We start from the raw sequence: 16,232 nt of genomic DNA on the forward strand, positions 1-16,232 counted from the left end.
ACGTTTTTGTCGCTAATTATTGCGTCCTGTCGTTCAGCGAAATATCTGGATGATAATCAGTATTTGGTGACTGATGTTGATTTAAATGGTGTTACGCCTGAGTTAAAAGAGCCAGCGGGGCTTTATGTGGCTAATGAAATCCGTCCAAATTCTCCTCTATATCTTACTATTTATAATTTATTCAATACCCGAAACGGTCGATATAAAACTGAGAAAATCAAGAATGTGGGTGAGGCACCTAGGGTTCTAGATTCGGCAGTTGTGGAATTGTCTGCGACCCAAATTCAACGATTTTTACAAACAAAAGGTTACTTCAATGCGAAGGTAGAGCCGAAGATAGAGTTCAATAAAAAGAAGGCAAAGATTGATTTCAATGCTGACTTAGGAAACCCTTATACTGTTCGGGAAATCAGTCGCAATGTTCAGGATCCGGCGGTAGATTCCATTTATCAAGAGAAGGTAGTTCCGAATAGTTTATTAAAATCTGGCAAGCGCTATGATGCAGGAGATTTATACCTGGAGCGCGAGCGCTTATACACCCAGATGCGAGAGTCGGGCTACTATGATTATTTGCGGCAATATATGCGTACGGGAATTGACACAATTGGACTGCCAAATCAGGCTGATTTGTTGATTCAAGTGTCCAACAGGGAGGATTCTACTAAACATAAGATTTATTATATAGATAGCGTGTACTTCACCGTGGAGGCTGCAGATCCTGAATTAAAGCGGAATAATGAAGGGAAATATGACAGCTTGACCAAGATCTTCTATACCGATCAAACTGGTAATTTTAAGTTGAGACCCTTGTCGCGATATGCATTGTTAAGGACAGGGCACAAGTTCAATAGCCGTAATGAAGAATTATCCTATGACCGATTATATGAAATGAATGGATTTCGATCTGTGAAGATTAATTATGTTCAGAAAGACTCCAATAAGTTGGATGTTCACTATAATTTGGTTCCGCGTTCTGCCATGAGTAACCAAATAGAAGGGGAGTTTACCTTTAGTTCCGGGATGAGCGGATTCAACGTTGGAAATACTTTTTCCCATCGGAATGTATTTGGTGGTTCGGAAACTATCGAGGTCAAATTACGCTATGGGGTTTTATTTGATTCGAGGTTACCAGGAAATTTGGCGGATAAAATATTCAATAATGATTTTCAGGTGGGTGTAAACCTGTCGTTTCCAAGATTGCTTACCCCATTCAGGGTAAGGAGCGTTGGCCGATACGGATTGCCAAGGACCACTTTTTCATCCAGCTTACAGTTGTTTTTTCAAGATCAGACCTATGCAAACCGTTATTGGATCAATAGCTTGAATTATATTTGGTATCAAGCTGTCAATAAGATCCACAGCTTGACTCCAGTTGTTTTAGAGTATAGGCATGGGCAATTAAATGAAGAATTTAAGCAGAGTTTAAATGACCAGGGCTATGGCCTCTATGTTCGAAGCAATGACCGTAAGTATTTTGGATTGGGGGCACAATATGCCTATACCTATAATGCTCCGAAGCTGACCAGTAAGGAGAATTTCAGTTATTTCCGTGGAGCCTTGGATGTGAGTGGTAATTTGCTGGGATTGTTGGGGAATGTGATGAAATTTGAGCAAAATGAAGATGGTGAGAAGTTGATTTTTGGAGTTCCATTCCTGCAATATGTCAAAGGGGAGGTGGATTACAGATGGTATAGACATTTAGGCGGGAATAAGCAGTTTGTATTCCGTTTAAATTCAGGGATCGCAGTTCCATATGGAAATAATTCCTCATTGAATATGATCTTTGAGAAGAGTTTTTTTGCGGGGGGGATGAATGGGATTCGGGCCTGGCAGGTTAGAACGTTAGGTCCAGGGGGTTACAACCGCTCCTCCATCAATCCTGAATTTCGTGTAAACCTTCGTAACCTAGATCAATTAGGAGAGATCAAGATAGAGTCCAATGCGGAATTTCGGTTCCGGATGTTAAATAATTTCTTTGGTGCCAAATTAAATGGAGCGACCTTTTTGGATGCGGGAAACGTTTGGCGATTACGCGAAGACATTATCAATCCGAATGGAGAATTCCGAGGCGACAAATTCTTGTCACAGATAGCTTTAGGGACAGGATTTGGATTGCGAGTTGATTTGGATTACTTTATTATCCGCTTAGATGCGGGTTTGAAGTTAAAAGATCCACAATTTACAGGTTCAGACCAGTGGGTCATCAAGGATTTTTTCAATTCCAAGAAATTCAAACAAGATTACTATCAGACCAACTGGCCAGACAGATATAGTTTTATCCAATACAACTTCGGGGTAGGAATGCCTTTCTAGAAGAGTTCCTTCAAGCTCATAATACTACTTTCGATCAGTTGGCGAACATCCAAACCTTTGCTGTAGTTCAGGTAGAAATATACAGCGGCAATAATTAATAGTGTTATCAAGAATCGCTTGAACTTGTAGGCGATGTATAAAATCAGAAGAGGAAGAATAATCAATAAGAATCCACTGATTTTATAGGGTGTTATTCCTTTGTCGGTCACTCTCAAGAAGAAGAGTTTTCCTAAATCGGAGCCGGCGAATTTATGTTTGAAGAATACGAAGGTAGAAGATTCAATAGGGTTGCTTGTAACAGCGACACCATCAATAAATTTAAGATTTTGAGAAAAACCGTTGATAGTAAAATTGTAATCACCATTTACGGTGTTATCCGTTTTTTCGGCGGTATCAATTGCAATAATTGCCAGTTTACCATTCTGAGAAAGATTTTCTTTTACGGTAAAGTCCTTAATAATTGAGTTTTGCGCCAATGAAAATTGAGGCATAAGGTACATGATACCAAGGCATAAGTAAAGAAACCATCTGTTTTTCATGATGCAATGATACAAAAATGAATGGATTCTAGAAATGTCAGGAAATAAATTCAAGTTTATTAATTGCGGTTGTCTTCTTATCTTTGCTACCGTTATCAATAAAAAAGCATAATTATATGTTGCAATTAAATTACATCCGTGAAAATCGGGACCATGTAGTTGAGAGACTAAAAGTTAAGAATTTCAACGAGGTAGAATTGGTCGATCAGATCATTGCTTTAGACGAACAACGTCGTAAAACTCAAAATCAATCTGACTCTATTGCAGCCGAGGCAAATTCGTCCGCGAAGCAAATTGGGGACTTGATGCGTCAAGGTAAGAAAGAGGAAGCTGAAGCAATCAAATCGCGATCTGCATCATATAAGGAGCAAATCAAGGAACTAACAGAGACCTTGGATAAGGTTGAGAAGGAATTGCATGACAAGTTGATTCAATTACCGAATCTTCCATATAAAATGGTTCCACAAGGGTTAACACCTGAGGACAATGAGGTGGTTTTAGAAAATGGTTCTATTCCGCAATTGCCTGAAGGGGCATTGCCACATTGGGAACTGGCGGCGAAATACGATATCATCGATTTTGAATTAGGAACAAAAATCACGGGTGCTGGATTTCCAGTTTACAAAGGAAAAGGAGCTCGTTTACAACGTGGTTTGATAAACTTTTTCTTGGATGAGGCTGCGAAAATGGGCTATCGTGAGGTTCAAGTTCCAATTGTTGTAAATGAAGATTCAGCATATGCAACCGGACAATTGCCAGATAAAGAGGGGCAGATGTACCATGTTACAAATGATGATTTTTATTTAATTCCAACCGCAGAGGTTCCAATTACAAATATCTATCGTGATACAATTGTAAAAAGCGAAGACTTTCCAATCAGACATTGTGGTTATACACCTTGTTTCCGCCGAGAAGCAGGATCATACGGAGCACATGTTCGTGGCTTGAACAGGTTGCACCAATTTGATAAAGTAGAGCTGGTACAGATTGTAAATCCAGAGAAATCTTATGAAACTTTGGAAGAGATGAGTACTTATGTTCAATCATTATTGCAAAAATTAGGATTGCCATACCGTGTTTTACGTCTATGTGGTGGAGATATGAGCTTTACCTCAGCGATGACTTATGATATGGAAACTTATTCTGCAGCACAAGAGCGTTGGTTGGAGGTTTCTTCCGTTTCAAACTTCGAAACTTATCAAGCGAACCGTCTAAAAGTTCGTTTTAAAGGTGAAGATGGAAAAACGCAATTAGCACATACCTTAAACGGTTCTGCGCTTGCATTGCCAAGAATCGTAGCAACCCTATTAGAAAATAATCAAACCGAAAATGGAATTAAGATTCCAGAGGTACTAGTACCTTATGTAGGTTTTGAATATATCTCATAATAAGAAATCCCCTCCAAAAGAGGGGATTTTTTTATTTTAAGATGTGAGATATTAGATGTGAGATTTGAGATAGAATTGTTTAATATTCTTTATTTCTGATTTTATTAAAGAATGATTATATGATTCTAATTCATTGATTTTTTAATTTTAAATACTTTCATCGATTTCGTCATCCATTTCTTTTCTTGGTTCCATTCTCACCAAATATTGATCGTTGTCATCCTCGAAAAGAATTTGAACAACCCAATTCTCTTCGTGAGCAATTTTTATAAGGGTTTGTTGGTCAATATAGAGCCAATGAAAAGGTTTTCCCAGGTTGCCCTTGTATTCATATTGGAAATTGATTTCTCCAAAATAATGTTCGGGTCTAGGGATTCTATATTCTTCGTATAGGTAAGAAATATCGGAGCTATCAAAGATCAGTTGTCCTTTGCCAGTGAGGATCGATTTTGCATGTTGCAGGAGCTTTTTAAATCCATCAAGAGTTTCAGCGATTCCTATTCCATTCATTAAAAATAGCAGGGTGTCATATTTTTGATCCTTGAAGTCAAAGAAATCAGCATGGATAATATTCTTTACCCCACGTTTTTCCATGATTTTACAAGCTGTCTCAGAAATCTCCATGGCGTCAACCTCGAATCCTTTTTCCTGAAGATATAAGGCATGCACGCCTGCGCCAGCACCGACATCTAATACTTTGCCATCACATAGTGATAGCGCTATATATTCCAATTCAGGAATATCTTCTTCCTCACGAAAGAACACTTCAATAGGCATTTCCTCGATGTCCCCATAGCTGCTATGCAATAGGAGAGGTTCATTCAATTTGCCAAGCGCATGATAATCGTAGAGGGCTTCGCCATATACATCTCTATTCATGGCCATGGATATTTAAAAATCGTTTTGCCATTTTTATTTCTTCAGGATCACCGGTGTGCTTGTTAGGTTCATCAGAAAGTTTGATTACGGGAGTCCACTCGCCTTCATCAGGGAATGCTTCGGTCATTTTAATGACAATATTCATTCGAGAGAGACCTACATCATTGGTGAAGTCTGTTCCAATACCAAAGGAATGACCAATTTTGTCTTTGCTGAAATTGACAATTTTCACCACTTTTTCATAATCTAATCCATCGGAGAAGATGATAGTTTTAGTCAGTGGGTTAATGCCCTTGCCTTTGTAATGGTCGATTGTTTTTTGAGCAAATTCGATCGGATCGCCGCTATCATGTCTTACACCGTCAAATAATTTGCTTAGTTTTTTATCAAATTGCTTAAAGAATACTTCGGTGGTGTAAGTGTCTGAAAGGGCAATACCCAAGTCGCCCCGATATACGTCAGACCAATTTTCGAGACCTAAGAGATTGGCCATTTTATAGCCGTATTTAGCAGCATGAAACATAAACCATTCATGGGCATGAGTGCCGATAGGTTTGATATAGTATTTCATAGCAAAATGAACATTGCTAGTTCCAATAAATGTTTTAGAAGGATGTTCTTTCAATGCTTTAATCACCAGATTATGAACTGCGTAAGAATGTCTTCTCCTTGTTCCGAAGTCAGCGATGGTAATGTTGAGTTTATCATACTTGTCCATTTTGTCATTGACAATTTTCATGACTTCAGCATCATCAACTCGTTTTTGACCAGTCACCTCATAGTATGTTTCACAAATCAAAGCCATTAGCGGTACTTCCCAAAGAATGGTTCTATACCAGTAACCTTCGACTTTAACAGATAAGTTAGGTCCATCTTGGGTAATTGTTACTTCATCGGGGTCATAATGATAACCTTGAAGAAAATCAAAATAAGTAGGGTCGATATACGGACAAGTTTTGGCAAAGAAAGATTTCTCGGCGGCAGTAAGTTTTAGATTTGCCAATTGATTTACAGCTTCTCTTAGTTTTTCTGCAAAGCCTTCAGGGAATTGATGTTTTCCGCGGTTGATAAATTGATACCGAGCTTTCGCTTTCGGAAAGAGTTTCACAACAGCATATTGCATTGTGAACTTGTAAAAATCATTGTCTAAAATGGATGTAAGTTTCGCCATTTACTATAAAAATTATTCTTGTGCTTTATTGAAGTTAACAAAAAGGAGGCACAAAAATGCTTTTTTCTCTTTTACTAAACAAAAATGAAGGTTGATTTTAACTCAAAAAAAGAAGTTGAAAGGTTTTAGGAAATGAAGTGAAAATAAAAACGGTCCGTCAATCGACGGACCGTTTTAACAAATTGTTTCAACTAAATAAAAATTTATCCTCTATTTCCTCTTCCTGAACCACGTTCAGCACGTTGGCTGTTGGATGGTCTAGCTGAAGAACGAGATTCATTGGAGCTACGTTGAACTGAAGGACGGCTTTGAGGTCTTTCAGAAGAACGAGCTTGGAATACTCTATTTTGTGACCTAGATTCTTGTCTAGGTTGACGTTGTTCTCTTTGAGGAGCCGATTGTCTTGGTTGACTACGGTTCATTGATTCATTTCTAGAAGGTCTAGAACTACGGTTCATTGACTCGTTTCTAGCAGGTCTAGAGCTACGGTTCATGGATTCGTTTCTAGTAGGTCTAGAACTACGATTCATTGACTCGTTTCTAGTAGGTCTAGAGCTACGATTCATGGATTCGTTTCTAGAAGGACTAGAGCTACGGTTCATTGACTCGTTTCTAGTAGGTCTTGAACTACGATTCATTGACTCGTTTCTAGTAGGCCTAGAATTACGGTTCACGGATTCGTTTCTAGAGTTAGAACGGTCCATTGAAACTTGACCACGAGAAGTTGGTTGACGATCTCTAGTGCTGGTTCCTCTTTCTACTCTTCCAGAGCGAGAATTATTGCTATTTCCACGTTCGCCACGGGTTGAATTTCCACTTCCGATATGCATTTCACGTTGGCCGTTTGCATTTCTGGTAATTCTATAACCATTGTTGCTTCTTTCGCTATTTCCACGTCCAGAAGTTCTGCTGTTCTCTACGCGATTTGCTGGAGATCTGTCATTCGAACGGGTGTTACGCGAGTTTTCAAGGCGGCCACTTCTGCTAGTAACAGCGCGATCGTTGCGGTTATTTCGGTCAGGACGGTACATTGAAACTGAACTACGACTAACACGTGATGCCCCACGTCTATTATCGAAGTTTACATTTCTAACATCAACGCGTCTACCAATATGTCTTTCGATGTCGCGACGAGCGGGACCACCGTAATAACGATTGTTGTTTACAATATAGGTGTTATTGATGATTGTTGTGTTGTTATAGATATTACGACGACCATAAGACCAATGTCTATTTATATAACGATCATAGATTCGGTTCGTTGGAATAAATACCCATAAGTCAAGTGGCAATCCAATGCTCACATTTACACTTACACCAGGGCGCATAGGAGCCCAGCCGTAGTATCCACCACCGGTACGCCAATCTACCCAAGCAGGTCCCCATTCATATCCTGGAATCCATGCCCATCCTCTATGAGGTCTGTGAATCCAGCGACCATAATGGAATGGCGCCCATCCCCAGTCATAATTTGAAACCCAAGTGTTACCATATTCGGTCATTGTCCAATAACCATTAGAACCATAAGGTCTGAAATCATCATCTTCATCTGGATACCATACATTTCCATATTCATCATCATAGTCCCAGTCACCGTAAGGATCCAGTTCTTCATGAAAAACATCGAAATCGACATCATCATAACCTTGGGCAGCGGCAGGTTTCATGCTGAATAACCCAAGAAGCATTATTAGAAATGCGCTGTATATTGTGGATGTTTTCAAATTTTTCATATGTCAAAATGTTTATTTTTCACCATAATTTGTAGGTATGACATGAGGTTTTTAGGAAAGGTTTAATTGTATAATAATTTTGTCAAACTTTTTTGCTGTGAAGCTGTTTCTGCTAATATTGAACACAGTTTCCGTATGGATAATAGAAATTTTGTACATTTGCCACGAAATATTTCCGATTTCAATATTGAAGAAATACGATAATACAGATAGTTAATGGCTAAGAAAATTGAGTCCTTATTACTAGAGTTTGCGAAGATTCACCGCTTTCTGATGCGTTTTTTTCGCGAAGTGGTGAGCCCACCTTACGAGTTTAAAGAGATCATCAGACAGTGTTATGAAATTGGATGGAAATCCTTTCCTTTGATTAGTTTAACTGGATTTATTGTTGGTTTTGTATTTACCAAGCAGTCTAGGCCCTCATTGGAGGAGTTTGGAGCAGCATCTTGGCTACCAGCATTGATTTCAATCGCTATTGTTCGGGCCTTAGCACCATTGGTGACGGCTTTGATTGCATCTGGGAAAGTAGGTTCACAGATTGGAGCGGAACTGAGTTCCATGAATGTTACTGAACAGATCGATGCAATGGAAGTGTCTGGTACAAATCCATTTAAATTTCTGATTGTTAGTAGAATAATTGCTACAACTTTTATGATTCCTGTTTTATGTTTTTATGTAGCAGGGATTGGATTAGCAGGTGGATATTTGAGTATTATTTCAAAAGATCAATTAAGTATATTAAGTTTTATTACTCAAGTTTTTGAAGCCATTGCACCAAAAGATATTTTTGCAATGGTTTTCAGGGCTATTGTGTTCGGTTTTACAATTGGGTTTGTGAGTACTTATGTCGGTTATTATTCTTCGAAAGGTACAGAAGGTGTTGGTAAAGCAGCAAATAGTGCTGTAGTTGCTTCCATGTTTATTGTATTTATTGAGGAATTATTAATTGTTCAGGTTCTAGCATTAATGGGATAATCATTTATGGAACAGAAAAAACCAGTAGATATTAATTACGAAGACGTTGTTATCAATGTTGAGGGTGTAAGTAAGTCCTTTGGGGATTTGCATGTATTACGCAACGTTGATTTAAAATTATATAATGGCGAGAACTTGGTAGTCCTGGGGAGATCGGGTACAGGGAAATCTGTGTTGATCAAATTAATCTCCGGATTATTAAAACCTGATGCAGGGAATATTACTGTTCTAGGAGAGGTTGTCAATGAATTGAATGAGAAGGAATTGCGGGATTTACGTTTGAAAATAGGCTTTTCCTTTCAGAATAGTGCGTTATATGATAGTATGACTGTTCGTGAGAACCTTGAGTTTCCTTTGGTTAGGAATAAAAGAAATCTGACCAGGGCAGAAATCAACCGTGAGGTTGAAGATGTGTTAGATGGGGTGGGGTTGTTGAGGACTATTAATCAGATGCCTTCGGAGCTTTCCGGTGGACAAAGAAAACGGATAGGTATTGCTAGAACATTGATTCTGAGACCTGATATCATGATGTATGATGAACCAACAGCTGGATTGGATCCATTAACCTGTTTGGATATTAATACTTTGATTAATGAGGTTCAGGAACGATATAAAACATCCTCCATTATTATTACCCACGATTTAGCTTGTGCAAAGATGGTAGGTGATCGCGTGGCGATGTTATTGGAAGGTAAATTTGAACGAGTAGGTAAATTCTCAGAAATATTTGATACAGATGATGAGAGAGTTAAACCTTTTTATGATTATAATTTTATAGTATAACAGAATATATGGCAGCATCAGAGAGAAAACGATCGATTATAGTAGGGTTGTTTACCTTTATCGGGTTAATCATTTTAGTTGCAGGGATTTTAGTTATTGGAACTCAGCAAAACAAATTCTCTAAAAACTTGACCGTTACAACATATTTCAAAGATGTAAAAGGTTTGAAAGTTGGGAATAACGTTTGGTTTTCAGGGGTTAAAGTTGGTATTATCAAGGAGATAGGATTTGAAAGCGTTGAGAATGTGCGTGTGGTCATGAATGTGGAGGAGAAATCCAGCAAATTCATTCGTAAGGACGTGATTGCTACCCTGAGTTCAGATGGATTAATTGGTAATGCGATTATTAGTTTAGTTGGTGGGACCGAAGCTTACCCTCAGATTGAACATGGAGATGAGATCAAGTCTGGAGTTTCAGGTGGAATGGATGCGATGCTAGCCACCCTGCAAGTAAACAATGAGAACCTTGTGGAAATAACGAAAAACTTCGCAGCATTATCGAAGAATCTTCTAGAAGGAAAAGGTGCTGTTGGAGCGATGATGACCGATGAAACGATTGCTAATAACTTAAAACAGTCGGTTACAACATTAAATGGTACCATGACTCAAGCGAATCAAGCAGTTAATAACTTGGTTACTTTGACTAAGAAATTAAACAGCAATCAAGGATTAATTCATGAGTTATCCACTGATACTGCAGTATTCGCTAGTTTAAGAGAATCAGCGGCTCAATTGCAAGGAGTTACTCAAACAGCTTCAGCATTAATGGCTAATCTGAACCAAACTACTGAGCGTTTAAATGATAAGGACAATGCAATCGGGGTGTTGACCAACGATCCGGAGGCTGCAAATGAGATCAAGCAGATCTTAAGAAACTTGAACTTGAGCACTGAGAAATTGGATCAGAATATGGAGGCTTTACAAAGCAATTTCTTGTTAAGAGGTTTCTTCAAGAAAAAAGCAAAAGAAGAAGCAGCTGCAGCACAAGATTCAATCAAATAATTTCAAGAATTAAATAAAAAATTAAAAAGCGTCCATAGCAGACGCTTTTTTTATAATTAATATGAGTATTTCAGAAAAGGATGTTCTTTACGAAGACAACCATTTAATAGCGATCAATAAACGAGGTGGAGATATTGTCCAAGTCGATGTTTCAGGAGATGCATCCATGGAAGACATGTTGAAGGATTTTTTAGCCAAGAAATATAATAAGCCGAATGCAGCATTTTTAGGGGTAATCCATCGTTTGGACCGCCCGGTTAGTGGGATGATTTTATTTGCCAAAACCAGTAAAGGTTTGGACCGAATGAACCGATTATTTCATGACCGTAAGGTGGAGAAAACCTATTTGGCATTAGTTCGTGAAAAACCGAAACATCCTAAAGGAACACTTAAGAATTGGTTACTCAGGGATCGGAAGAAGATGATTACCAAGGCCTATGATCGTGAAGTAAAGAATGGAAGTTATGCGGAATTGAATTATGAGGTTGTTGGACAGTTAGATGGCTATTATTTGTTGAAGGTGAATCCGTTGACAGGTCGTACGCATCAAATTCGTAGCCAACTGGCTTATATGGGATGTCCGATTGTTGGAGACAACAAATACGGCTACCAACGTGGAAGCCATAGACGTACAATTTGTTTGCATTCTAGGTCTTTAAGTTTTGTTCATCCGATCAAAGAAGAAGCAATGATCATCAAGGCGCCATTGCCTGAAGATGGCTTCTGGGAGAAATTTAATGTCCTGATTAAAGGAAACATATAAGAAATTTAGGATAATTACGTTAACTTTGCGGTATGAGTATCATTCATAAATTCAGAATAAGTTTAATTGCTAGTCTATTGAGTATTATGCTTATGACTTTGCCTACTGTGAGTTCGGCTCAATGTGCGATGTGTACTTTGAATGCTGAGAATAGTACGCAAGAAGGCAATACCCAAGGGAAAGGTTTGAATGATGGTATTTTGTTTTTATTAGCAATGCCATTTATGATAGCCGCAGGGGTTGGATTTTTATGGTACAAAAAATTCAGAAACACGAGTGGTTCCAATTCTATGCACATGATAAAACAGATTGAGGAATAAAAAATGATTTCAAAATTTCAAGCTGTTTGTCAAAGTAAATGTCCAAAATGTAGAACTGGGAATATGTATTCTGGTTCAGCATATGGTTTATCAAAGCAGAAAATGCATGAATTTTGTCCACATTGTGGATTCAAATTCGAAATAGAGCCCGGCTATTTTTATGCAGCCATGTATGTAAGTTATGCATTTTCAGTTGCAGAAGTTTTGATGTTAGCCTTGGCTACAGCCTACTTTACAGGAAGTGAGTCCCCTTGGTTATATATCGCAGTTCTGTTCATTGCCATAATAATATTTGCTCCTTTTAATTACCGTTATTCAAGATTAGTATTATTGCACTACCTTTCTCCAAAGGTGTCTTTTGACCCAAAACTATATGGGGACAGAAAGAATAGTGCAAATTTAGGAGGTTAATTATGAGGGATATATTGCATGATGCTGTCAAAAAGGAATGCTTTTTCAACATGATGTGTGCTAATATAGTCCTGGAGTTTCTGAATAACCTGTTCTTTAATCATCTCAATTTCTTCTTCACTATTCAAAATGGTTTGAAGGCAATACGTTTGTCCTTCGTGTGGAGAATGCAGCATTTTTAATAATTTAATGGTATAGTCAGGGTTTTCATTTAATAACCCTTTCGTCCAATTGATTAATTCTTGATGTACAGAATCTTCTATGATGATGGATACGTTGTATAAAAACATAATTATTTAAACTTTTTTAATGCTGTAAAATTAAGGTTGCAAAAGGAACTTTACGGTATTTTTTTATAATATTTGATTAGAGTCTAAAAAAATAGAATGAATATTAATTACTTGTTCTCTGTTCTACTTATGTTGATTGCTTTATCGTCATGTAAACAAGAGCAGGCTGCACATGTACGTGTCCCTATTGAGGATTTTTTTGTAAAACCTGAAAGAACCTCTTTTAGACTGTCTCCTGATGGGAGTAAAGTTGCTTACCTTGGCGTACATGATCATTGTAAAAATATTTTTATTCTGGACTTAATAGAGCCGGATTCTTCAAAACAACTCACTTATCAGATCAACCTCAATGTCCAAAGTTTCTTTTGGCTGAATAATGATAAGATTATCTTCTCTAATACACAATCCCCAACAGATAGTTTAAGAATGTTTCAAATCAATGTGCGTACCGAAAAACGTCAGGCATTGTTTGAACCGAAGAAATCCAAGTTACGCTGGGTTTATCCAATCATTGAGAAAGACAGTAGTATTTTGGCAAGTATGAATTTGCGTGATTCTTCGCTTTTTGATCTCTATAGAATATATCTTAATGGGAAAAAGCCAGAATTGGTACATCGTAACCCTGGGAATGTCGTGAGCTGGATTGGTGCGCCAGATGCAGTAGTAAGGATGGCATTGACCAGCGATAGTGTTCAGGAGTCCATTCTATATCGAAATGCGGAAAACCAGCCTTTCAAGGAGGTCATGAAAAATGATTTTGAAACGGTGTTTATTCCGTTAGGCTTTGTTAAGAATTCTCAGAAAAATGTCTATGCCTTATCTAATCAGGAACGGGATAAATTAGCCTTGGTTGAATTTGATGTGGAAAAGGGAAAAGAAGTCCGAAATATCTATGAGAATGAATCAGGTGATTTAGGAGCTGAAGGATATTCTGCGAATCTGCAGGAAATGCTTTATGCCACTTCTTTCATCGATAAATACAAGAAAAATATCTTCAACGAAACCTATAAAGAGGTTTACAAAAAACTGAAAAAGAAATTTGACAAGTCTGAAATAGGCTTTTTGGATAGTGATAAAAGTTTGAATGGGTTCATCGTGAGGGTGTATAGTGATGTTCACCCGGGGGAGACCTATTATTACAATAAGGAAAAGGATGATCTACAATTGTTAAATGAGGAGAATCCGAAGTTGAAAGGGATGGAATTTAATCAGATGGAGGAAGTCGAATTTCTTTCACGTGATAATAAAACCATTCATGCCTATATTACTTATCCGAAGCATAAACGGAAGAATAGTCCGGTAGTCGTTTTGGTTCATGATGGTCCAAATCGGAGGTCTGAATGGGGCTTTGATCCAGAGGTGCAGTTTTTGGCTAACCGAGGTTATGCTGTTTTTCAGGTCAATTATCGTGGTTCCACAGGGTATGGTAAAGACTTCTGGACTGCAGGGTTTAAGGAATGGGGTGGCAAGATTCAATCGGATATCACGGATGGTGTGGCCTGGCTGATTCACCAAGGGATTGCTGATAAAGAAAAGATCGCAATTATGGGGACAGGTTTTGGCGGTTATTCAGCGCTTTATGCAGCGGCCTTTAATCCGTCTCTCTATAAATGCGCCATTTCCTCTTCAGGTTATAGTAATCTATTTACCTATTTTAGGGAAATCCCGCCGCACTTAAAGCACTATGTGCAATTGTTTTATAGAATCATTGGGAACCCGGAAACAGAACCAGAGCTTTTCCAAGCTATTTCCCCAATATTTCATGCTGATAAAGTGCGTATTCCCGTATTATTTTTCCAAGGAGGAAAAGATAAATATAGCTCAGTGACGGATGCTAATCAATTTGTTGGTAAATTGAAGAGCAATGAGATACCTGTACGATATATCTTCAAGAAGGAGGAAGGTAAGCGTTTTAGAAATGAAGAGAATATTGTGCAATATTACCAGGAGATTGAAAAATTTCTTGCCGGATACCTGAAGTAGACCATTATGGTAAAGAGAGCTAGTAAATACAGAAAAAACATCGGTTTATTAATAGCCTTTTTAGCCTTTTTGACTGTTTTGTATATCATTTCAGTTTTTTTGGCTAGGACCATGATGTCGAATTTTGTGGAATCCGAATTCTACAACCGTAAAGTCGATGTCTTCGATGCGACCTTAAAACCCTTCAACAGTTTCTTTAACAACGATATTTCTGAAGTTTCCAATTACCAAGGTTATTTGGATTCTACGCATGCCATCAATTATTCAGAGAATGTTCTGAGGAAGAATCCTTTTGTGGATGAAATCATTTTTTATGATGTTTTATTCACGAATCAAAATGCTGCCGTAAGAGGAGTTAGGCTTCAAAACCTATTTATTTATCCAAGATCTATTTTTTCATATAAGTTGGATAAAGAAAATAAATTGGTCAAAGAGAGTATTTCGGGGATGGAGAACCGATTAAATTCGGATGATTTCAATAATATGGCGATTAAGATGGTGAATTTCCTGGACGTCCTGGACGATTCTACCTCTTTAAGTGAAAATGATATTTATAGAATATTTTATAATACTGTACCTGGTAAGATAACTTATTTAAATATTCCAAGAGTAAATACCCTTCGTGCCTATAAATCTTTGATGGATGATACTACTTCTGTCACCACACCTGTAGCATTTGACCAGGATTTATTCGTTTATAAGGTCAATCCTCAAAAGATTAAAATTGTCAATAATCAACAGCGACTATTTGAAAGTATTAGGATAAAGGCTGTTGCTGATCCAAATGTGATGGAGGAAAAGGCCTATTTATCAACGGATATGCCTTTGCCAGGGGCTTTGTCGGATTATAAATTGCAGTTTGATTCCTCGGAACATTTTTTGAGAGGAGAAATAAATAGAAGATTTTTTCCTGTAGTATTGGGAGTTTCACTTTTATATTTAATTTTATTGTTAATTATTTATTTAATTTATAGGAATATTTCAATAAACAGTAGATTATTTCAGTTGCAATATGATTTTATTAACAACCTTACTCATGAGTTTAAAACACCAGTAAGTGTGATCAAGATTGCGGGAAATAATATTAGAAGTGCGGAGAAGATTAGTGATCAAGAGCGGGCGATGTATGGGAAGATCTTAGATCAGGAGGCGGATAAGCTAAATAATTTAATGAATAAACTCTTGTCTTTCACGCAGATAGAAAATAAATCGTTAAAATTCAAGGGAGAATACATTGATTTGAACAGTTTTTGCGAGGAAGTATTTGAGGCTACACGAATTAAGTATCCGGATTTAAACTTGACCCATCATATTGATGTGGATAGTAAAATGCATACTGATCCGGTTTTATTGAATTCCGTGTTCCAGAATTTAATTGATAATGCTTATAAATATTCCGAAGTTTCGAGAAAATTTATTGATATTAGTGTTCAACAATCCAAAAAACACTTCATTATGAAATTTAGTGATAAGGGGATTGGGATTAACAAAAATGAACTAAAGAATATATTTAAGAAATTCTATCGAGTAAAGAATCAATTTAATCAGGGTGGAAGTGTAGGGCTCGGATTAGCATTTTGTAAAGAGATTACCGAATTTATGGGGGGTGAGATTAAAGTGAGCAGTGAAGAGGGTGAAGGGACGACTTTTACTTTAAGCTTTCCCAAATAATGTTTAGAATAC

Annotated in this window: 15 protein-coding genes; 10 read left to right on the top strand and 5 right to left on the bottom strand. The window is 37.5% G+C overall.

Translation table 11 applies throughout. The annotated features are described in order from the left end of the window. Positions 1–6 precede the first annotated feature (6 nt). A complete protein-coding gene (locus tag ACF3OC_RS04500) occupies positions 7–2,313 on the top strand; it encodes a BamA/TamA family outer membrane protein (protein ID WP_256962537.1) in 2,307 nt (768 codons plus the stop codon). Here ACF3OC_RS04500 and ACF3OC_RS04505 read toward each other — a convergent pair. Next, positions 2,310–2,852 carry a hypothetical protein gene (locus ACF3OC_RS04505; protein WP_094255143.1) on the bottom strand — a complete coding sequence of 181 codons (543 nt, stop codon included), beginning with the start codon at positions 2,850–2,852 and terminating at the stop codon, positions 2,310–2,312. The genes ACF3OC_RS04500 and ACF3OC_RS04505 overlap by 4 nt on opposite strands. Positions 2,853–2,968: 116 nt before the next feature. On the opposite strand from ACF3OC_RS04505, the gene serS reads away from it, so the two are divergent. Then, positions 2,969–4,240, top strand: coding sequence for a serine--tRNA ligase (gene serS, locus ACF3OC_RS04510; protein WP_094280841.1), 1,272 nt, complete (start codon positions 2,969–2,971; stop codon positions 4,238–4,240). A gap of 147 nt (positions 4,241–4,387) precedes the next feature. Here serS and ACF3OC_RS04515 read toward each other — a convergent pair whose 3' ends face one another. The 3 genes from ACF3OC_RS04515 to ACF3OC_RS04525 all read right to left on the bottom strand — a co-directional run bounded on the left by ACF3OC_RS04515 (position 4,388) and on the right by ACF3OC_RS04525 (position 8,023). Then, positions 4,388–5,119, bottom strand: a complete 732-nt coding sequence (locus ACF3OC_RS04515; RefSeq protein WP_392470995.1) for a class I SAM-dependent methyltransferase — start codon at positions 5,117–5,119, stop codon at positions 4,388–4,390. Then, positions 5,112–6,290, bottom strand: a complete 1,179-nt coding sequence (gene pncB, locus ACF3OC_RS04520; RefSeq protein ID WP_094280842.1) for a nicotinate phosphoribosyltransferase — start codon at positions 6,288–6,290, stop codon at positions 5,112–5,114. Before pncB ends, ACF3OC_RS04515 begins: the two co-directional genes overlap by 8 nt. A gap of 203 nt (positions 6,291–6,493) precedes the next feature. Further along, entirely contained in the window at positions 6,494–8,023 is a 1,530-nt protein-coding gene (locus tag ACF3OC_RS04525; RefSeq protein ID WP_256962538.1) for a DUF6600 domain-containing protein, read from the bottom strand. Between the two features lie 216 nt (positions 8,024–8,239). Here ACF3OC_RS04525 and ACF3OC_RS04530 point away from each other — a divergent pair, with 216 nt between their 5' ends. From ACF3OC_RS04530 to ACF3OC_RS04555, 6 genes are all read left to right on the top strand, one after another. After that, complete coding sequence (locus ACF3OC_RS04530; protein ID WP_094255138.1) at positions 8,240–8,998, top strand: ABC transporter permease; 759 nt, start codon at positions 8,240–8,242, stop codon at positions 8,996–8,998. Positions 8,999–9,004: 6 nt separating this feature from the next. After that, on the top strand, positions 9,005–9,781 hold the full coding sequence (locus ACF3OC_RS04535) for an ABC transporter ATP-binding protein (RefSeq protein ID WP_094255137.1): 777 nt from the start codon (positions 9,005–9,007) through the stop codon (positions 9,779–9,781). An 8-nt stretch (positions 9,782–9,789) separates the two neighbouring features. Further along, the gene (locus ACF3OC_RS04540; protein WP_094255136.1) at positions 9,790–10,782 is read left to right on the top strand and encodes an MlaD family protein; all 993 of its coding nucleotides are present in this window, start codon (positions 9,790–9,792) and stop codon (positions 10,780–10,782) included. A gap of 61 nt (positions 10,783–10,843) precedes the next feature. Continuing rightward, positions 10,844–11,545, top strand: a complete 702-nt coding sequence (locus ACF3OC_RS04545) for an RluA family pseudouridine synthase (protein WP_094280844.1) — start codon at positions 10,844–10,846, stop codon at positions 11,543–11,545. Between the two features lie 32 nt (positions 11,546–11,577). Continuing rightward, on the top strand, positions 11,578–11,865 hold the full coding sequence (locus tag ACF3OC_RS04550) for a hypothetical protein (protein ID WP_094280845.1): 288 nt from the start codon (positions 11,578–11,580) through the stop codon (positions 11,863–11,865). A gap of 3 nt (positions 11,866–11,868) precedes the next feature. Next, positions 11,869–12,276 carry a DUF983 domain-containing protein gene (locus tag ACF3OC_RS04555; RefSeq protein WP_094255133.1) on the top strand — a complete coding sequence of 136 codons (408 nt, stop codon included), beginning with the start codon at positions 11,869–11,871 and terminating at the stop codon, positions 12,274–12,276. Here ACF3OC_RS04555 and ACF3OC_RS04560 read toward each other — a convergent pair. After that, entirely contained in the window at positions 12,273–12,566 is a 294-nt protein-coding gene (locus tag ACF3OC_RS04560; RefSeq protein ID WP_094255132.1) for a DUF4286 family protein, read from the bottom strand. The genes ACF3OC_RS04555 and ACF3OC_RS04560 overlap by 4 nt on opposite strands. A gap of 96 nt (positions 12,567–12,662) precedes the next feature. Between ACF3OC_RS04560 and ACF3OC_RS04565 the strand changes: the two genes are divergently transcribed. Further along, positions 12,663–14,549, top strand: a complete 1,887-nt coding sequence (locus ACF3OC_RS04565) for a S9 family peptidase (RefSeq protein ID WP_094280846.1) — start codon at positions 12,663–12,665, stop codon at positions 14,547–14,549. Between the two features lie 6 nt (positions 14,550–14,555). Further along, the gene (locus ACF3OC_RS04570) at positions 14,556–16,220 is read left to right on the top strand and encodes a sensor histidine kinase KdpD (protein ID WP_094255130.1); all 1,665 of its coding nucleotides are present in this window, start codon (positions 14,556–14,558) and stop codon (positions 16,218–16,220) included. The last annotated feature ends 12 nt before the right edge of the window (positions 16,221–16,232 follow it).

Origin of the sequence: Sphingobacterium cellulitidis (genome assembly GCF_043187465.1) — a bacterium.
GTDB lineage: Bacteria > Bacteroidota > Bacteroidia > Sphingobacteriales > Sphingobacteriaceae > Sphingobacterium > Sphingobacterium cellulitidis.